General features: G+C 37.8%; 17 protein-coding genes. 6 read left to right on the top strand and 11 right to left on the bottom strand.

The features are described 5' to 3' along the window. Positions 1-15: 15 nt before the first annotated feature. Together N0B48_RS03830 and N0B48_RS03825 are read right to left on the bottom strand one after the other, a co-directional pair. On the bottom strand, positions 16-654 hold the full coding sequence (locus N0B48_RS03830; RefSeq protein ID WP_259836886.1) for a response regulator transcription factor: 639 nt from the start codon (positions 652-654) through the stop codon (positions 16-18). Further along, positions 644-2,641 carry a tetratricopeptide repeat-containing sensor histidine kinase gene (locus tag N0B48_RS03825; RefSeq protein ID WP_259836885.1) on the bottom strand — a complete coding sequence of 666 codons (1,998 nt, stop codon included), beginning with the start codon at positions 2,639-2,641 and terminating at the stop codon, positions 644-646. Before N0B48_RS03825 ends, N0B48_RS03830 begins: the two co-directional genes overlap by 11 nt. Positions 2,642-2,815: 174 nt before the next feature. Between N0B48_RS03825 and N0B48_RS03820 the strand changes: the two genes are divergently transcribed. Both N0B48_RS03820 and N0B48_RS03815 read left to right on the top strand, forming a co-directional pair. After that, positions 2,816-3,322, top strand: coding sequence for an outer membrane beta-barrel protein (locus N0B48_RS03820; RefSeq protein WP_259836882.1), 507 nt, complete (start codon positions 2,816-2,818; stop codon positions 3,320-3,322). A 24-nt stretch (positions 3,323-3,346) separates the two neighbouring features. Beyond that, positions 3,347-3,760 carry a hypothetical protein gene (locus N0B48_RS03815; protein ID WP_259836881.1) on the top strand — a complete coding sequence of 138 codons (414 nt, stop codon included), beginning with the start codon at positions 3,347-3,349 and terminating at the stop codon, positions 3,758-3,760. A gap of 286 nt (positions 3,761-4,046) precedes the next feature. On the opposite strand, the gene tyrS is transcribed toward N0B48_RS03815, so the two are convergent. Next, positions 4,047-5,342 carry a tyrosine--tRNA ligase gene (tyrS, locus tag N0B48_RS03810; protein ID WP_259836880.1) on the bottom strand — a complete coding sequence of 432 codons (1,296 nt, stop codon included), beginning with the start codon at positions 5,340-5,342 and terminating at the stop codon, positions 4,047-4,049. Between the two features lie 145 nt (positions 5,343-5,487). On the opposite strand from tyrS, the gene N0B48_RS03805 reads away from it, so the two are divergent. Then, on the top strand, positions 5,488-6,048 hold the full coding sequence (locus tag N0B48_RS03805; protein WP_169236052.1) for an RNA polymerase sigma factor: 561 nt from the start codon (positions 5,488-5,490) through the stop codon (positions 6,046-6,048). An 86-nt stretch (positions 6,049-6,134) separates the two neighbouring features. Here N0B48_RS03805 and N0B48_RS03800 read toward each other — a convergent pair whose 3' ends face one another. Next, positions 6,135-6,767 (bottom strand): hypothetical protein, encoded by a 633-nt coding sequence (locus N0B48_RS03800; protein WP_259836879.1) that lies wholly within the window; start codon positions 6,765-6,767, stop codon positions 6,135-6,137. A 202-nt stretch (positions 6,768-6,969) separates the two neighbouring features. On the opposite strand from N0B48_RS03800, the gene lipA reads away from it, so the two are divergent. Then, positions 6,970-7,836: a lipoyl synthase gene (lipA, locus tag N0B48_RS03795; RefSeq protein WP_047456314.1), complete on the top strand. Its 867-nt coding sequence runs from the start codon at positions 6,970-6,972 to the stop codon at positions 7,834-7,836. A 61-nt stretch (positions 7,837-7,897) separates the two neighbouring features. Here lipA and N0B48_RS03790 read toward each other — a convergent pair whose 3' ends face one another. Then, a complete protein-coding gene (locus tag N0B48_RS03790; RefSeq protein WP_259836878.1) occupies positions 7,898-9,199 on the bottom strand; it encodes a serine hydrolase domain-containing protein in 1,302 nt (433 codons plus the stop codon). A 70-nt stretch (positions 9,200-9,269) separates the two neighbouring features. After that, positions 9,270-10,130 (bottom strand): AraC family transcriptional regulator, encoded by an 861-nt coding sequence (locus N0B48_RS03785; protein ID WP_259836877.1) that lies wholly within the window; start codon positions 10,128-10,130, stop codon positions 9,270-9,272. Positions 10,131-10,325: 195 nt separating this feature from the next. Between N0B48_RS03785 and N0B48_RS03780 the strand changes: the two genes are divergently transcribed. Beyond that, positions 10,326-11,528 carry an MFS transporter gene (locus N0B48_RS03780; protein WP_259836876.1) on the top strand — a complete coding sequence of 401 codons (1,203 nt, stop codon included), beginning with the start codon at positions 10,326-10,328 and terminating at the stop codon, positions 11,526-11,528. 539 nt (positions 11,529-12,067) lie between these two features. Here the strand turns inward: N0B48_RS03780 and N0B48_RS03775 are convergent. Continuing rightward, positions 12,068-12,448: a SpoIIAA family protein gene (locus N0B48_RS03775; protein WP_259836875.1), complete on the bottom strand. Its 381-nt coding sequence runs from the start codon at positions 12,446-12,448 to the stop codon at positions 12,068-12,070. 115 nt (positions 12,449-12,563) lie between these two features. Between N0B48_RS03775 and N0B48_RS03770 the strand changes: the two genes are divergently transcribed. Next, positions 12,564-13,769 carry an NAD(P)/FAD-dependent oxidoreductase gene (locus N0B48_RS03770; protein ID WP_259836874.1) on the top strand — a complete coding sequence of 402 codons (1,206 nt, stop codon included), beginning with the start codon at positions 12,564-12,566 and terminating at the stop codon, positions 13,767-13,769. A gap of 248 nt (positions 13,770-14,017) precedes the next feature. On the opposite strand, the gene N0B48_RS03765 is transcribed toward N0B48_RS03770, so the two are convergent. From N0B48_RS03765 to N0B48_RS03750, 4 genes are all read right to left on the bottom strand, one after another. Beyond that, positions 14,018-15,214, bottom strand: coding sequence for a vWA domain-containing protein (locus N0B48_RS03765; protein ID WP_259836873.1), 1,197 nt, complete (start codon positions 15,212-15,214; stop codon positions 14,018-14,020). Between the two features lie 18 nt (positions 15,215-15,232). Further along, entirely contained in the window at positions 15,233-16,834 is a 1,602-nt protein-coding gene (locus N0B48_RS03760) for a DUF4139 domain-containing protein (RefSeq protein WP_259836871.1), read from the bottom strand. Positions 16,835-16,987: 153 nt separating this feature from the next. Continuing rightward, a complete protein-coding gene (locus tag N0B48_RS03755) occupies positions 16,988-17,662 on the bottom strand; it encodes an SIMPL domain-containing protein (protein ID WP_259836869.1) in 675 nt (224 codons plus the stop codon). Between the two features lie 288 nt (positions 17,663-17,950). After that, positions 17,951-19,705, bottom strand: a complete 1,755-nt coding sequence (locus N0B48_RS03750; protein ID WP_259836867.1) for an amidohydrolase family protein — start codon at positions 19,703-19,705, stop codon at positions 17,951-17,953. Between the last annotated feature and the right edge of the window lie 56 nt (positions 19,706-19,761).

Raw genomic sequence — 19,761 nt, 5'->3', positions numbered from 1 at the left:
AGCGGTTTTTTTATTTTATTCCTCGATCATATGATGTTGAGTTGCCCGGTTGATGAGCTCAGTAGAATTCCTGGCCTGGAATTTTTGCAGAAGATTCTTGCGGTGTGTATCCACAGTAAGCGGACTTAAGAACAGCTCGTCCGCAATCATAGCGCTTGTTTTTCCCTGTGCTACCATTTGGAGGATTTGTTTTTCACGTTTTGTCAGCCTCGGAATCGGCAGGTCATTTTGGGAAGGACGGCTGATGATCTGTTTGGTTTCATTACAGAAAACAATATTTCCCGAAAGAGCCCCTTTGATGCATACCACAAGTTCATCAATCGAAATGTTTTTCAGAAGATAGCCGCTGGCTCCGTTTTGTATAGATTGCATGATAATGCTTCGTTCCGAGCGGTTACTGAACATAATCACCGCAGTCTCCGGCGATATTTTTTTGATTTCCCGGCACAGTTCCGTTCCATTGGCATCAGGCAGCGTAATGTCCAGAAGAATAATATCTACCTGATGAGAACGGATAAAGCTGATGATCTCCGATCCGGAAGTAAAGCTTTCTGATATATTGAAAAAGGGCTGGCTTTTCAGCATCATTTTCAGTCCTTCGATAACGATAGGATGATCGTCTACGATGACAATATTAATTTTTTCATTCACCATTTGTATTGAGTTCGATGTTAATTGTTGTGCCCTGACTATCGGAGCTTACCTCCATTTTTCCTCTAAGATAATTGACGCGGTTCCTCAGGTTGTGGAAGCCCATACTTTTTGTGGTTTTTTCGATGTCTTTTTCAAATCCTTTTCCGTTGTCTTCTACAGTGATCATGAAGTTTTCGCCGGATTGGGAACATTGAAGAAGGATATTACTGGCCCCGGAATGTTTCACGGCATTGGCAAGAAGTTCCTGTACAATTCTGTAAATATTAAGCTGAATCGTAAGCGGAAGGTCTTTGTCTATATTGATAGGCTGGAAATAAATATCCAGATCTTTCCGAATATAAAACTGGCACAGGTCATTCAGAGCAGTTTCAAGACCGAAATTAAGTAAAGATTCCGGCATCAGATTTCTGGCTACATGTCTGAGTTCGGATATGGAAAGATCAAGTTGGTCCAGGATCTTATAAAAACCCTTGTGTTGTTCCGTTTCAAGATGTGATGATGACCAGGTGGAAAAATTGATTTTAACGCCTGCCAGCATTCCGCCGAGACCATCATGAAGATCTTTTGCAATACGTTCCCTTTCTCTTTCTTCACCTTCCAGAATAGCTTTCGTCAACGCCAATTCTTCTTTCTGATTAATGTCTTCTATTTTCTGCTGTAAATTAATTTCTTTTTGCTCAGACAGTTTTTTATTGTTCCTGTAAATGATAAACAAAAACACGAGAAGGATCAGAATAAACAGCAGAAAAAGGCTCAGTATCCACAGATAGTAATTCTTTTTGTTGACCTCCATCTCCTTCTGATTCTTTTCTGAATTCAGGAAAGCGATTCTCTTTTCCTTTTCTGAAGTATTGTATTTGGCCTCCAGTTTATTGATCTCCAGTTTGATGTTTTCCGCATTCAGGCTGTCATTCAGTTTTGAATATTTTTTCTCCCAAACCAAAGCCTGACTGGGGTTTCCCATGATCTCGTTGATGTTGGATAAATGGCTGTAGAGTATTTTTTTGTTGTTAAGATCCGTGGCCAGGGTTTTTTCAGCAAGGATTTCTTCTAACAGATTTTTGGCTTCCGTATATTTTTTCTGCTTTTTGAATATATCATACTTATGGAAATAGAACATCTGCATCAGCAGCTTCTGATTGAATTTTTTAGTATAAAACAATCCTTTTTCTATGGCTGCCAGTGCCTGATCATGGTTCTGTTTGCTGACGTAATACAGTGTTTTGCTATAATATAATAGTGCATTGGACGAAGAATCAGGATAAGGAGAAATCATTTTCTCTGCTTTGTCCAGAAATTTTTTACCGATATCCGCTTTTATCTGATAGCAGTAATTGTTTGTAATATTGAGATAATTATAAAATAGCTCTGTAGAATGAGGGGCTGTTTTCTCAAGAAGATGAAGCGCTTTTGTATTATAATTGGTAGCCTTTTCAAATTCAGCGTTGTAAGTAAGCATGATTCCGAGCTGGGTGTATAAAAATCCTGTAAGTTTATTGTCACCATATTTTTCAGCCGTAGGAATGCTTTTCTCAAGCATGGTTTTAATTAAATAAGGATAACCTTCCTTATTCTTTTGGGTAACGCCATAGCCGTACCAGCACAAAGATTTGTAGAGATCAGCTTTTTTGTCCTTTAATTTTGAAAACTCTTCTATCGCTTTATGATAGGAAGTTGCTGCTTTATCCTTATTCTGATCAAGAAAATACTGTCCTTCGTAATAATAATATTTAGCAGCGGTAAACGGATCTTCTCGCCCTAATACTTTTCCATTTTCCAGGTATTTTTTGCTTGTAACAGTATCAATGTTTCTGTAATAATTGGATAACAGAAAACAGGCGTCAGCTTTAGAAAACTGGCTCCTATTATTTTTGACCACAAACTCCAGACTGTCTGTAAATTTTTTCTCATTAAGCGGAAACAGCAGCTGAGCCTGCAGTACGAAGCCTGTCAGTAAGCATAAAAAAAATAATATTCTCGTCATCATTCAATTTCACAGTAAAGGTTGAATATAAAGAAAAATCCAGGGACTAAAAATACCTAAAAACAGGTAGAAAAAATTACTTTTTTTTAAGGATTGTTTTCAGTTCCTCAGGCTGATAGTTTTGCAGAAGTCTTTTAACAGACCTGAACACTAAACATTGAAAACGATAAATATATAATGAAAAAAAAGATCTTTTTACTGAGCTTAATTTCCTTTTTTGGAGTAATGAATGCCCAGAGAGTACAAAAGGGAGAAGCTCAGATGAATGTAGGGATTGGTCTTGCCAATGGATGGGGAATGCCTGTTTACGCAGGAGTTGATTATGGAGTCCATAAAGACATCACAGTAGGTGTCGAAGGAAGTTTTTCCACGGAAAAATACTCCGGAGATGTAAAAGGCAGATGGCTTTCGGTAGGATTGAACGGAAACTACCATTTTAATACGCTGTTGAAAATTCCTAACAAATTTGACGTGTATGCTGGCGTTACTCTGGCTTACAATTCTTTTTCTTACCGCTACAAAGGTTCAGACTATGATTATTTAGGAGGAGAAAGTTCGGGAGTAGGTTTTGCAGGACAGGCAGGAGCCCGTTATTACTTTACAGATCATTTCGCAGTGAATGTAGAAGTAGGAGGAGGAAGTGTAGCATCAGGAGGAAAAGCCGGAATTTCGTACAAATTTTAAACACAAATTAATACATTAAATCAAATGAAAAAATCAAAAATACAACAGATCATCCAATACACATTGGTAGTACTGGTAACAGCAGTCCTTTTAGGATTTTCGACTTCATGCAGCAATGATGATGACGATGATGCGCCGGCAAGACAATCACATAAAGTTGTTTTTAAAGCAACAGCCTCAGCCGGAAGCAATATTGATGTGGCTGTTTATGGATATGACAGTACAATAACGACTGCATCAAGCCTTAGCGGAACTACATGGACAAGTCCTGAAATCACCACTCCTGCGGGTGCCGTAAACGCTAATATTGGCGTGAATGCCACAGGTTCGTCTTCATCATCAACATTAAAAGTACAGATCTACGTGGATGGTGAGTTGAAAAAAGAGGGAACCTCCAGTGGACAGATACTTTCAGCCAGTGCCAACTACACATTTTAAAAACTGAACTTCTAAAAAGAATTAAAACAATCACCAGACACTTAAACATATCTTTTTTATAATAGTTTTTTCATGGCTCTTCAGAATCAATAATTGTAGCAAGAGCATTTTAAAAGTGGTAACTTTCTCTACAAGAGCCGTGAACTCCTTTCACGGCTTTTTTTACTTGAGATTGGTGACAACCTTGTTGAAGATTCTACTGAATTTAGGTAGTATTTTTCTTGATATTCAATAAAAAAAGAGACCGTCTCAGACAGTCTCTTTTGATTCTTATATGCTTGTATTCTTATTGAGCTTTTACAATAAAGTAGCTTTTCTTACCCTTTTGAAGCAGTAAGAATGTACCGTCAATAAGGTCGCTTTCGTTAGCAGTATAGGTATCGTTTACTTTTTCTTTGTTTACAGAAATTGCATTTCCTTTGATTTCTCTCTGAGCCTCACTTTTAGACTTTAGGAAACCGGATTTCTCAGAAAGAAGGTCTACAATGCTTACGCCAAGAACATCAGCTTTTGGAAGTTCTTTTTGTGGAACACCGTCAAAAACTTCAAGGAAAGTTTCCTCATCAAGACTTACCAGATCTTCAGCAGTAGAACGTCCGAAAAGAATTTCTGAAGCCTTCAGAGCTTTTTCATATTCTTCTCTGCCGTGTACCCAAACCGTTACTTCCTCAGCCAGTCTCTTTTGAAGTTTTCTTTCATGAGGAGCTGTTTTGTGTTCTTCCACTAATGCTTCAATTTCCTCTTTTGATAGGAAAGTATAGAATTTAATGAATCTTTCGGCATCATCATCAGTAGCATTCAGCCAGAATTGATAAAATTTGTACGGTGAAGTTTTCTTTTTGTCCAGCCAGTAATTTTCTCCGCTTTCAGATTTTCCGAATTTAGAACCATCAGCCTTCGTGATCAAAGGAACCGTTAATGCAAACGCTTCTCCCTGAGCTTTTCTGCGGATCAGTTCAGTTCCAGTCGTGATATTTCCCCACTGATCAGAACCGCCCATCTGAAGCTTTACGTTATTATTCTGGTACAGGTGAAGAAAATCATATCCCTGGATTAGCTGGTAAGTGAATTCAGTAAAACTCATCCCGTCTGCACTGCCATCTCCTGAAAATCTCTTTTTTACAGAGTCCTTCGCCATCATATAATTAACGGTGATATTCTTACCTACATTTTTTGCAAAATCAAGGAAAGAAATATTCTTCATCCAGTCGTAATTGTTCACCAATTCAGCTTTATTGGCACCTTCACCTTCAAAATCCAAAAATTTTGAAAGCTGGTTTTTCAAACAGTCTACATAATGAAGAAGAGTAGCTTCATCCAGCAGATTTCTTTCTGCAGATTTCCCTGAAGGATCTCCGATCATCCCTGTAGCGCCTCCTACCAAAGCAATTGGCTTGTGGCCGTGCTGCTGGAAATGGGCTAAAATTTTGATCTGGATAAGACTTCCGATATGCAAAGAATCAGCAGTTGGGTCGAAACCAATATATGCAGTAGTTACCTCCTTATTCAGCTGTTCATCGGTTCCTGGCATCATATCGGCAAAAAGACCACGCCATTTTAGTTCTTCTATAAAGGAATTCATCTATACTTTTCTTTAAAATTTTATGGTGCAAAGATAGTAAATTCAGGAGTATAGAGAATAGGTAGCGGAAGGTAAAAAAATCAAAGGATAAAAAGGCCTATCTGCCCCCTTGCCCTTTCATTTAAAAAAATTATATTTGTTAATAATGAACGACGAACAGCTATTCCTGCTTATCCAAAAGGCCAAAGAAAAGGACCAGAAAGCCCAGACCAAACTCATCAATGTTTTTTGGGTGGATGTCTTCTCTTTTGTCATGAAGAAAGTAAAAGATGAAAATGATGCAGATGAAATCACGGTGAATGTTTTTTCAAAAGTGCTGTCGAAACTGGATATGTATGACCCGCATTTTCAGTTTAAAACCTGGGTATTAACCATTGCCCAAAATACGGTCATTGATTTCTGGAGAAAAAGAAGCCGCGAAAACCAGGACCCAACCGAGAATCTTGATGAGGTTAAAAACCAGTTCGCTAAATCTCCGGAAGAGCTCATGATCTCCAATGAAGAGCAGAAAAAGATCATTAAAACCATTGAATCTTTAGATGCCAACTACCAGGATATTATCAAATTAAGATTTTTTGAAGAAAAAAGCATCAAAGAAATCGCAGAAGAACTAGGGATTTCCGTTGCCAATACCAAGGTAAGGGTGATGCGTGCCAAGAAAGTACTGGCAGAACTGCTGAAGAATAATGAGTTTGATGATAATTAACCTGATTTCGGGATGCGGGTTTCGTGGTTCAAACCGACAATTAGCAACTCAATCTTAGGAGTATACTATTTAACGGTTCAAAATTTTCACAGATAAATTTCCTCCTTCGTTTTAGGAAGAACAATTTTTCTCTGGTCCTTTTGATTTCTGTTCTGCAGATCGATCTTTAATCCCTTTTTAATATAAGTTTCCTGTTTGGATTTTCCATATTCCTTAGTGTTTTCTACATCTTTTTTGTAGTTGAGCTGTCCTGTGGAAAGATTAAAATCTACCTCTGCCCAATAATCTCCGGGCCTGCCGGATTCTGAAGAATAACCGATCAGTTCAAAATGTCCGTTCTGAAACCTGTATTTATCTGTATAGCCCCATTTCCAGCTGCTTCCGCCTGCCTGGGTAATGCTTAAAATTCCTTTTGAAATACTTGTACTCTGATACGGATCGCCCATCATGCCTCCGCCGGCACTTTCCAGAATTGCATTCCTTGATTTACTTAGGACCATCCATGTTCCGCCACTTTTTTTCTGAATCTGAATTTCACGGATTTTACCTAGCTCACCTTCATCTGTAGTATTATAGATGACCACTCTTTCAGGAATTTTATCACCGTCAAGATCTCCCTCCACAGTTTCAATAATCTCAGAACCCGCCGGTTGAAGTTCTTTCTGAGCAAACGAAAATGTACTAATTATAACAGATGCAGTCAAAAGGATCTTCTTCATAGTTTAAATTTGGTTATTTAAAATTACAATTATATTCTGAATCAGGTTAATAAAACTGTGCTATAGCTGTGTCTTTGACCTTAATAACTTCCTTGTTCCAGCTTCAATCTTCCCGACCTCATATAAGATTATCTTTTCCATCAATTTTTCCATTAGATGGTTTCCATGAAAAATTCCTTAACTTTGAACTTCAATTTTAGAGATGGAAAATTTAGTTCAAGATACTACCGTTCAAAAACCAAAGTGGATCCGTGTAAAACTTCCTACCGGAAAAAACTACAGGGAGCTTAGGACTTTGGTCGACAAATATAAATTAAATACCATATGCCAGAGCGGAAGCTGTCCGAATATGGGTGAATGCTGGGGAGAAGGAACGGCAACGTTCATGATCTTAGGAAATATCTGTACCAGAAGCTGCGGATTCTGCGGTGTAAAAACAGGAAAACCGCTTGATGTGAATTGGGATGAGCCTGAAAAAGTGGCCCGTTCTATCAAATTAATGAAAATCAAGCATGCTGTTCTTACGTCGGTAGACCGTGACGATCTGAAAGATATGGGTTCCATCCTTTGGGGTGAAACGGTAAATGCTGTAAGAAGAATTTCTCCGGGAACAACCATGGAAACACTTATTCCGGACTTCCAAGGGCTTACCAAGCACCTTGACAGACTGGTAGATGTAGCTCCGGAAGTAATTTCTCACAATATGGAAACGGTAAAACGTTTAACAAGAGAAGTTAGAATCCAGGCTAAATACGAGCGAAGCTTAGAAGTATTGAGATACTTAAAAGAAGCAGGCCAGAGAAGAACAAAAACCGGAGTAATGCTAGGTTTGGGCGAAACTAAAGATGAAGTTTTCCAAACCATTGAAGATATCAGAAATGCAAACGTTGATGTCATTACACTTGGTCAGTATCTTCAGCCTACCAAAAAACATTTACCGGTGAAGAAATTCATTACACCGGAAGAGTTTGATGAGTTGGGAGACTTTGCAAGAAGCTTAGGTTTCAGACATGTAGAAAGCTCACCTTTAGTAAGAAGTTCTTACCACGCTGAAAAGCATATCCACTAAAAAATATAGCCGCTTCATTTTTGGAGCGGTTTTTTTGTGTTTTATTTCGATAGATTTTCATTTATTGATCTCTTGTGAATTGATATTTCTGCCCTCTTTGTATCATGAGCATTTTCTTTTCAGAAGGATTAAATTCCAGGGTGATTCCGGCAGGAAAATATTCAAATTTGTTTTCTCCGATTTTATCAAGAGTGAATGGAGAATCACCTACAACTTCGGCTTTTAAAAATTGATCTCCATAAGATAGTTTTAGTTTAAAAGGAAGTTCGACCGAACTGTATATTCCGGTATAAAGTTCTGCATGCATACCGTCTATTTGTCTTTCGGATAGTTTTCTTTTATTCTTATATAAAATATTTAGAAGGTAATAAACAAAATCATCTTTGCTTAGCCGTTCACCGTTTACTACTAGGGAAATGGCCGTTTTATTTTTAATATCAAACAAAACAATGCTGTGAGAGCCATATGTGTCACCATAGTGGCCATACAATTCATTGCCGCCAAAAGAAAGATTTATTAATCCTCTTCCAAAAAAAGATCCGTCAGCAGGGACCATTTTTTCCAAAGATGTTATGCAGATGATTTGGCCGGCAAATAATTGAGAGATAAAAACATTCGTATCATACATTGTAGAGGCAATATCACCAACTCCGATTACATTTTCAAAATAAAAATCTTCTACTTTTATCCAGCCGTTTTCATAACGATAGGATGGAGCGATAGTATTGTAATTATGATGATGAAAAGAAGCAAAATTCTTGAGTTTAAGAGGTTTTATTATTTTTTCTTCTAAAATTGTGCTGTAGCTGGAATTATATTTACTCTCTACAATTTTGGTAAGTAAATAATACGCAGAATTGGAGTAAAAAACTTTTTCACCAGGCTGAAAAGCAACTCCCTGTTTTATGATTTCTTCAATAATTTCTTTTTGAGTGGCTTTTTTTGTTAACCATTGACTGTTGTTCTCCTTTATCACAAAGTTCTGCAGTCCGCTGGTATGTTCCAGAAGGTTTTTAATCGTTATTTTTTTTGAATTTGGAATATCGGGGAAGAAAGAGAAAAGTTTATCGTCTAAACTGATTTTCTTTTCATCAACTAATTTAAAGATCAGTGTTGCGGTAATCATCTTTGAAACAGATCCGATATGATATTTTAGATCCTGTGTTTTTTGCAGTGCTTTGATATTAATTTCCCCGAAAGTTCTGCTATAAACTTCTTTGTTATTTTTGAAAATCGAAATGCTGCCTATATCCTGATTATTGATTTCAATGGCTGTTATTAAACTATCAATTCTTAGTTTGTCTATATTTTGAGCATATCCTTTTATTGAGAAAAGAATGATGAGCAGAATAAAATTTTTCATTTTAGTTTTTTTAATGTATAATAATCAGTAAATCAATGAATAATATGAACTAGCTTATAAATATATTAAACTATCTGTGTACTTCAATATTCTTCAAATATTTTTTCCTGAATTCAGATGGAGTTTCGCCTGTATGCTGTTTGAAAAGCTTATTGAAATAAGACAAACTCTCAAAACCTACCTGAAAGCAAACCTCTGTCACAGAATAATCCTTCAGCAGAAATATCTTGGCCTGGTTAATTCTGTAATTATTGACAAATTCCGTGAATGTCATATTCGTCTGCTTTTTAAAATAACGGCAGAATGCAGGCGTGCTTAGACTGACGATCTTTGCAATTTCGTTGACATTCGGTTTTTTATCATAATTTTCATGAATGTAGTCGTAGATGGTTCCCATTCTGATCTTGTCGTTTAAGAACCATTTTATTCTTGTATCTTCTTTGTTCAGCTCTTTTACTTCATCTGTGGCAGCGAGGATTTGCAGAATTTCAATCAGACCTATCAAAGAATTAAACGAACTTTTATCCTTAATGTCAAGAAGTTTTTCAACAACCGTTTTCTTGGTTTCTCCTAAGAAGGAAAGCCCCAGATAGGATCTTTCCAGAAGTTTTTTGATGTTTTCAAATTCAGGAACAGGGAAAATAATGTCCTGAAGAAAATTTTCTCTCATCTGCAGAACCAACTGCCTGCATTCCGTCTGGATACCGTAATCGAAATTCAGATGGGGAACATTGGAACCAATTAGTAGCAAATCACTTTCTGTAAAACCGGAAATATCCCGTCCTACGTGGCGGATTCCATTGACGGCTTCTACATAGACCAGTTCTATTTCGGGGTGATGGTGCCAGAAAAAACAGTTCTTTAAAGACGGCGAAAAAAGCTTAAAAGATTTTCCTTTTTCAAATTCTATAACCTCTTTCTGAATTTTCATTTTGTTCTCATTTGATTGATTCTGATTTTAAAATTACATAAAAAGGTTAATATGGAGCAAATTTTTATCATTTCAAGAGAAGTAAAAACCAATATTTCTAGCGATTTTTGCACTTTCAAAATAAAGATAGGAGACTGTTTTTATTTTTTAGAAAAAATCATTTAAAATTTAATTCGAAAAAGAAGTTTACTCACAATGAAGATTGATAAAAGAATAATTCCGCTGGCCATAGGCGGACTGGGAATCGGAACTACGGAATTTACCGTTATGGGACTGCTTCCGGATATTGCAAATACCCTCAAGATTTCCATTCCTGAAGCAGGACACCTGATCTCAGCTTATGCGATGGGAGTGGTAATCGGAGCACCCATCCTGATTGGATATTCTGTAAAATTTCCACCTAAAAAAGTGCTGATGGTTTTAATGATCCTGTTCACCATATTCAACGGACTTTCTGCAGTAATGCCTGATTATACGAGCATGCTGATCATGAGATTCATGTCCGGACTTCCTCATGGAGCGTTCTTCGGAGTAGGAACAGTGGTCGCATCGCGGATGGCTGGAAAAGGGAAGGAGGCATTTTATATATCCTTAATGTTTACCGGGCTTACGGTGGCCAATCTGATTATGGTTCCGCTCGTTACCTACATAGGACATGCCTATCACTGGAAACTCTATTTTGCAATTGTTGCATTGATCGGCCTTTTCGCGATATTATTCCTGAAATTATGGCTTCCTGTCATAGAATCCAATCAGGATACGCATTTCCTTGAAGAACTGAAATTCCTTAAAAATAAACAGTCGTGGCTGGTATTGGGAATTACAGCGATTGGTTTTGGAGGACTTTTCACCTGGTTCAGTTATATTACCCCATTAATGACCATTGTTGCCGGAATCCAAAGCAATCAGATGGCGTATGTCATGATTCTTGCCGGCGCAGGAATGGTGGTTGGGAATCTTGCCGGAGGATTTATTTCCGACCGTCTCGGACCTGAAAAAACATGTGCATTATTGATCTTTCTGATGATGATCTCTTTGGGAGGAGTGTTTTTATTTGCCGAACATCAGAATATAGCACTAATCCTGACATTTGTCTGTGGAGCGTTATCGATGTCGGTTGCCGCACCAATTAATATCATGATGATGAAAGCGGCCCCAAAAAGTGAAATGATGGCTGCCGCGTTTATGCAGGCTGCGTTTAATATTGCCAATGCGATGGGTGCCTTTTTAGGAGGAATTCCTTTGGAATACGGATTTTCATTCAAATATCCTTCATTGGTAGGAGTGGGGATGACATTCATTGGCCTTGCCATAAGCTTAAGATACAGATATCTGTATGGCAAAGAAACTCCGGATAATGATGACAAAGCTGTAGAATGCGTGCCTTGCGATAAATAAAGAAATAAGTGAAGGAGATACATGGAATAATGGGATCAATTTCAAAAATTGGGGAGCGGATACGTTTTTTTAACGCAAAGAAATTGATTATCCTATTGATAAAGGGAAGCAAAGGCGGAATCAATTTCATTGATTCGATTAAGCAGACGTTATATCTGGAAGCTTCATCAGCGACGAAGTCGAACTCTTTGCCTCCTTCAACTCAAAAAGCATTTTTCATAGAACTTTGCGTAAAAAAAAATCATTTATCCCCCAAGTTTTGTACATGATCCGAATAATGTAGTATTTAACATCACTGACACATACAAAAAGAGACTTTGCACATTCATTTGAGCAAAGTCCCTTTTTTATTATCATATGGCTGAGATGAGAAGACGTCAATGGTGAATAATAGAATTAAGAAACAAGAGCCAAGATTTCAGAATGCTTAAATATTTGCCTTAATGGCGACGAACTACCCGTCAACCAGCAACTTCATTCTACACGCGGATACTCTATCCCTCTCAAACACTTATACTCTCAAACTCTAATGCATAACATCATACTTCTACTTCGTTTCCGTTTTTACACCAATACAATGCGTTGTATAAATTTTCTTTAGGAAAAGATTTAAATTCTCCTGGCATCAGGACACTGAAAATATCTGTAAAGTTCTGGACAGCTTCTTTGTCTGTAACAATGGCTGCGCGATTCCATTTTGAAAGATTTTTTAATCCTAAAAGAGCATCCTGAAGCCATGCTCCCATGGTAAACTTATCCAGATCCGTGTCCAAATATAAAAGGTAATTCAGTTCTCCAAATTCGTCTACTTTCTCCTTTACGTGAGGAATGACAAGGTTTTCAAAATCTTCTCTGGTTATTTCTCCCGTTGCATTGAATGCAGCAACATTTTCCGGAGCTTCTGGAATAATCGTTATCATACTATTTATTTTTAATGTGGTTGGGTTTAAACTGGGTACAATAATTGCACCATAAATTGATAATAAATCGTTAAAATACTTATAAATATTAGCGTTTTCAATATAATATTCAATTATGGATTTAAAATCGAACGAACCTTTCTGGCTGATAAAGAACGGCCTGATGACGTCTTATCCTTCCCTGAAATCAAATGAAGACTGTGATGTTTTAATTATCGGTGGTGGTATTACCGGAAGCCTTATTGCCCATCAGATGATCAGTGACGGATACAGAACAATCCTGATTGATAAACGTGAAATATGCAACGGAAGCACTTCCGCTACAACCTCCATGTTACAGTATGAAATAGACATTCCTCTTTATGAGCTGATTGAAAAGATAGGTGAGAAAGGAGCTGTGGCAAGTTATAAAGCTTGCTCCGATGCAATTGACAATCTTGAAAAGCTCACCAAACAGATCCGGTCTGACGCAGGTTTTAAACGAAAAAAATCGCTGTATTTTGCTTCGAAAAGGAAAGACGTAAAGTGGCTTAAAGAGGAATTTAAAGCCAGAAAAAATGCCGGATTCAATGTAAAATGGCTGGAAGCAGATCAAATTGTAGAACAGTTCGGATTTGAAAATACTTATGGAGCTATTCTGTCAAAGCAGGGAGCCAGCATTGATGCGTTTAAATTTGCCCATGAACTATTTGAACATAATACAAAAAAAGGCTTAAAAATCTTTGATAAAACCGAAATGAAGAAGGTAGAATATCACAAAGGCTTTAATCGGGTAACGGTTGACAGCGGTTTTCAGATAAAAGCGAAAAAAGTGATCTACTGCATCGGCTATGAAAGCAAAAATCTATTGAAGGAAAACTTTGTGGATTTAAAAAGTACTTTCGCCATCGTTTCAGAAATTGATGATGACAAATTTAAGAATATCAGCAGTACATTGGTTTGGAATACGGATGATCCTTATATCTATATGCGAACAACCGATGACGGACGACTTCTGATTGGAGGAGGAGATGAGGATTTCAGCGATGCACAAAAACGGGACGCACTTCTCGATAAAAAAGAGAAAGAAATTCTGAAAAACCTTAAAAAAATAAAACCTGATTATCATTTCTATACTGATTTTGTCTGGGCCGGAGCTTTCGGGGAAACCAAAGACGGACTGCCTTATATCGGAGAACATAAAAAATTTAAAAACTCATATTTTGTCCTGGGCTTCGGAGGAAACGGGATTACTTTTTCCGTGACGGGAATGGAAATGACTTCTCAGTTTATGAAAAACAAAAAGCATCTGTTGTCTGACTATTTTCAATTCGGGAGATAAAAAAACTGGTGGCTTCGGAAAACTCGGCCACCAGAGGTATGAAAAATAAAATTGAGATTAAGGTTAAGATAGAAAGGAACTGGTGGCTTCGAGGGCCTCAGCCACCAGGAGTAGATTAAGATTTGAATCAAGATTAAAGATAAGATGTAAACTTTAATTAAGATATACAAGAATTTCTAAGGATGACAAACTGGTGGCTGAGGCACTCGAAGCCACCAGTACACGCAGAAAAGCTACCATTCTTAAAACTATTTCGAAGTATATCCACTCGTTTTTGCCTGCTCCAGAATAGACCTTTCAATTGCTTTTCCAAGGTCGTCGGAATCTGCATTTCCCCGTTTTTTCATTTCGGTATCAATGTATTCCTGACGTTTTTTAGATAGCTCTTCAATCTCCTTCTGGATTTTACTGCGCTCTGCAGATTTCACAGCAACCGCTTTTTTAATTTCTTCCTTGCTTTTGCCTTTCAGTTCAGCCGGAAGTGCATCATCTTTTACTGTGGCGATAAATCCTGCATCTTTTTCTGTTTTGTCCACCAAGTCCCAGTGATCATTTTTATAAGCATTCTTCTTAGACTTAGCAACGGTTCTTTCAACATAATTGGAAACCGATTGTACTTCGGCATTCCTGTCCTGAGCAGCCTGCTTAAGCTTATATTCAGAGCCGTGATTTCCGTAGAAAATGTAGGTGTCATTCAGCTTGGTGTTGCATTCTGAGATTCTTACATCATAAGGTGTTTCAATGTAAATTACTTTTCTGTCGCTGTCGATATTGAAATATTTCCCGCCACCTACAACCGCTCCGTTCTGCCAGAAGGTTTGGGATCCTTCTTCTCTGCTTCCGCAGAAAATGGTATTGGTATAGATATTTTTGTTTTTGGCTTTGGTGATCACTTCTTTGTAATTCACTTTTCCCTGGTCGAACGGTTCATTACCGGCAATATAGATCAGTTTCATGCTTTTTTCGTTGCCATCCCAGCTCAGATTCATCGAGGCGTCACGGATCACAGCACCGCAATATTCATTACCGCCATTGGTTCTCAGAGCAAATAATTTCTCGGAAACCAGATCGAGATCCTGGGTAAGTGGAGTAACCTGGCGGATGTAATTTTCATCACGAATGCCATCATTCCCGTACTCATAAAGAGCAATTTCCACTTGTGGAGCCTTTCCGTTGTACTTCAGTGTGGTCAATGTGTTCACAATATTCCAAAGCCTGGATTTAGCCTGATCAATCAATCCGTCCATACTGTTGGAAGTGTCCAGCAGAAGGGCAACCTGGATTTTATTGTCCTTTGATGGCGTTGGTGTTTCAGGGACAGAAGCATTTTGTACCAATGCTGCTCTGTCTGTTGTCGTGCTGTTTGAACAGCGGATGTCTGAAAAACTGCCGGAGCTTAAAAAAGCGGTAACGGCTGTCATTGCTAAGATTTTTAAAGTTGTCATAGTGCTATTTTTTATTGGTTATCTGCTGTAATATTGAATCTGCATTTCTTTCGGATACTTCACCTCATAAGAGAAATTGATCTTGTCCGAACTACCACTGCCGATGTTTCTTTTCCAAAGAATGCTTCCCGTCTTCTCATCAAAACTTCCGTTTCCAATTTCTAAGGCCTTAACCTGAATTTTAGAGTTTTCGCTGATTGGAAGCTGATCCAGGATTTCCAACTCAATGCTTTCTTTGGTGTTGTTTCTGATGCTGATCTGGAAGGATTCTGTTTCCCACTTATTGCTGTTGAAGTTTTTCTGAGATGTTTTATCCTCCAGTTTGATTCTTTTTACGGTAATTCTCTCATCTACACCCAGAGAAATAGGGAATTCATCCTTTACATAATTGCTTGTAATACTGGTTTTTCCGATATAATTATCTTCAAAATAGATATTGGCTTCTCCCGAGATCAGATTAAGATTCTGCCAGTTTTTAATAAATGCCATCAGGAATACCTGGTTGTTCAGTTTTGGAACAGTGTGGTATTTGTAAGTGGCATCGATTTGTTTTTTATCAAGGATCACATATTGTTCTTTTTCCTGACTTAGGATCGTTTGGTTGTAATTAAGCTCATAAATGACATTCATCTGACTATCTGAAACGGTTGCTATAGGTACTTGACTTGGTGTAACCAGCACTTCATCTCTCATCTGATAAGAATTCACTTCTTTTGCAGCTGCGCTCAATCTGTAATTAGCGGTTTCAGCCTGTGCATTGTGTGGCGTATATTCAGCCACATAAAGCGGAGAAAGAATAGGTCTGTCCTGATTGTAAGAAGGTCTGTAGGTCGAAACAAACAGTTTGACATTTTTCCAGTCCTGGCCGGTTTTCTGATAAATTTTTCCTTTATAAATCATTTCAAGAGGTTTCTTTACCGATTCTGCACGAAGATCATAAGATGGAACCCAGCCTGCATCAGAAACGATATAGCTTACGCCTAGGTTCAGATTCGTTTCATTATCTGCAAGGATTTCCAGAAGAAGTTCTTTTCTGTTGGTATTTTTGTTTGTCTGTTCTTCTGCAAACTGATTGCTGATCTTGGCAATACCTTCATCCAAAACCATTTTCTGCTCATTCAGAACAAAAACCTGGTTGTCAATTTCCAGCATTCTTTTTCTGTAAAACTCAGTCAGTTTGATCAGCTGTTCCTGTGGAGTAGATTTATCATTGGTAGAGATCTTTAAATTGTCATTAATGATATTCTGCTCCCCCGTCAGGTTCTTGATCTGAATTTTCAGTAAATTGACCTGTCTCTGTAATTTTTTTCTTTCATCATCCAGTTTCTTTTCTCCTGCAGAGAAATCTTCATCTTTCAGAAAATTGCTCTGTGGCGTGATGGAAAGAAGCGTTGTATTTTTTTCAAGATTGATCTTGTAGGTGTTTTCATCCAGATTGTTGGGAAGGTTGATGATTCTCACCATATTTCTTCCTTTCTGTAGGGTAACGGAAGTACTTCCGAAAACTTTGGCGCCTTGAAGAAAGACAGTGGCCTGTTTCACTTCAATTTCCTTCTTGATTTCCTGTCCTTTTAAAAATGAAACAGAAAATGCGATGAGTAGTAATAAATAGCGTTTCATAGTGTATTATTTTAATTCCTGTAGTAAAATTATCCCTATTTAAGGCTGGAAATGAGGAGACTTGGTGAAACCTGACTTTCACTTGGTGAGCTTAATAATCAGCCTGAAAAAAGAAAAACAGCCCTTTCGGACTGTCTCTTAAATCTGTTAATTCTAAAGGATTTCGTATCTTGTTTTGATGCTGTATTTCAGCTTGATATTTTCGATATTGTCAAAAGAAAAATCTACCGCGGCATCTGCTGCTTCCATCTGCATACTTCCCAGATTTCTTTTATAAGCTACAGGAAGAACCATATCGCTGGTGTAGTCTTCAATTTCGATGATTTCTAACGGAGCTCCGGTTTTTTTACCCATGCTTTCCAACAGATAATCTGCCTTTTCTTTGGCTGCTTTTAATGCATTGATCTTAATTGTTTTTCTGAAGTCCGCTATTTTAGTGTTCTTCACTTCTGAAACATTCAGGTTGCTTACCCATTTCTGGTTGAGGTCTTCAAATATTTTGCTGATGTTCGCTTTCGTATTGACTTTGAACTGGTAGCTTTTCGTGAATTTTCCATTTTTAGCATATGCATTCTGGTACATGGATTTGAATTTGATGTCTTCGTTTTTCACGCCTCCATTCTTCAAGGTTTCAAACAGTTTCTTTTCATTATCAGCCAGATCGTTTTTGTTATCTGCTTTAATGCCTACGCTAAAGATGATTTCATCCGGTTCTATTTCCATTTCTGCAATACCTGTAACTTCAATTGCATTTTTCTTTACTTCCTGTGCATTCACAAAACTTCCCAGGGTAAAGATTCCGATCAATAAAAAATGTCTCAATTTCATAATTTCTTGTTTTAAATTCTGATGTAAAATTACCGCGATCCGAAACCCAAAATAAAGAGACTTGGTGAAATGAGGTTTTCACTTGGTGGATGCCCATAAAAAAGACGATCCCCGTGAGAATCGCCTTTTCAAGCTTTTTAAAACGTTTTAAACCATTAAGATCAATGAAGGATATAAGGTTAGTTAAGAAAAAATCAAATGATTTTTTAAGCTATACGTCTTAAAGCGAAGCTAAAACTTAATATTCTTAAAAGCTTAACAAGAATCTTAATGGTTCAAAAATTAAGTTTAATAAATAAAGTAAACCTTCGAAATTTTATCGTTTTTAATCTCATAAATAGCAGTCGCTTCGGTCTTTACACCAAGTCTCAGCCCTGAAACGCTCTCTTTATCAATAACCGTATTCAGATTGACAATCCTCTGTTTGATCTCGCAGTGCAGATCCGGATATTTTTCAAACATAGCGGAATAGGTTTTTCTCATGGCTTCTTTTCCTTTGCTCATAAGCTTTCCGGGGAACATATAAAGCTCCACATCGTCTGCATAAGGCTCCAGAAAAGCTTCAATATTTCTCGCATTATAAGCATTGAGCTGTTGTTGAGCCAGAGATTCCGGTGTTACTTTTACAATTTTTGCCAGATCTACAGGCAATCCGTTTTTCATCACCATATCGATTTTTGTAAGGTTATCCAGATTGTCTATCGGATTGGCATTGAGAAGAACAAAATCGGCTGTTTTGCCTGCTTCTATGCTGCCGTATTCATTGTCTTTATTAAGGATCTTCGCCGGAATGATAGTCGCCGACTGAAGGATCTGCCATTCATTCATCCCACTTTCTTTCATCGCTTTAAGTTCTGCGAGAAAGGATGACGCGTGCTGGGTTCCTATATTTCCGGCATCGGTACCGGCAGCAAGCATTACACCTCCATCAGCCAGTTTTTTGAGATTGACTTTTCGGATAGAGTCTGTTTTTGAAATGTAGGCTTTGATCTTAGGATCACTGAACCGGACTTTACGTTTATTGAGCATCGCAGAATCTGAGGTTTGCGTAAGATGCTTCAGGTCATACATAGAGCCGATGCTTTCAGGATTGGAGTTTTCCAGTTCATAGGTATTGTAAACTTTCTTTTGTCCATAAGTGTCATAATAATTATCCATGACTGTAAGGGTAGGACTTACAATGACTTTTTTTGATTTTAAAAGTTTTACAAAATCATCAGAAACAATTTCGTCTTCTATATTATGAACCAGAAAATCGGCACCGTTCAGGACTGCCGTTTCCGCGGTTAAGCGCTCTGTAGCGTGAATGGCGACCTTTAAATTATTTCTGTGGGCCTCATCAATCACTGCTTTTATTGTTGGCTCCAGCTTCTTCGTCTGTTCTTCCTTTTTATTGGCATCTCCCGTGATGATGTACCATATTTTGATGAAGTCTGGTTTGTAGGGAATCTGTTCCTGTACCAGCTTTTTAGCATCATCAATGGACGTAAGCAGCCTGAAAGGTTCATTTTTATTGAGGTTTTTAAAAACTTCAGGCTCATAGGTCGTAATCAGTGGTCCGGACATATAGACTGAAGGAAGACGCTCATTGACTTTTAGAGAATCTCGAAGTTTCAATAAATTATAAGTTGCTCCCGGATCAATAACTGAAGTAATTCCCATTTTAAGGTAACGTTGCATAAGATCTTCCATATGACTGTGGCTCCAGCTGATCTCTTTTTCGTAGGGAACATGTTTTCTGAGATCAAGGGCATCCGGTCTCGTATACAAACCTCCGCTTTGGAAAAAGTGAACGTGTGAATCCGTCATGCCGGGAATCAGAAATTTACCTTCACCATTGATGACGTGGGAATTCTGAGGAATTTTGATCTGCTTGCTGGGTTTTACCGCGGTAATGGTTTTACCTGTCATGATAACAGTCTGGCCCGGAATCATTTTTTTATGAACCACATCGGCCACCGTTACATTCTGAATGTAGATCTGTGCATGGAAACCGCCTGCACAAAATAAAGCTACAAGTATAATCCGGAGTTTTTTATTCATAATTTTGGTGTAAAATCGTCCTACAAATATAAAGAAAGACTCACGCTTCTGTGGTA

Origin of the sequence: Chryseobacterium herbae (assembly GCF_025154075.1) — a bacterium.
Taxonomy (GTDB): domain Bacteria; phylum Bacteroidota; class Bacteroidia; order Flavobacteriales; family Weeksellaceae; genus Chryseobacterium; species Chryseobacterium herbae.
The sequence above is the reverse complement of the archived record's forward strand: the minus strand, read 5'-3'. Positions and strand labels throughout refer to the sequence as shown.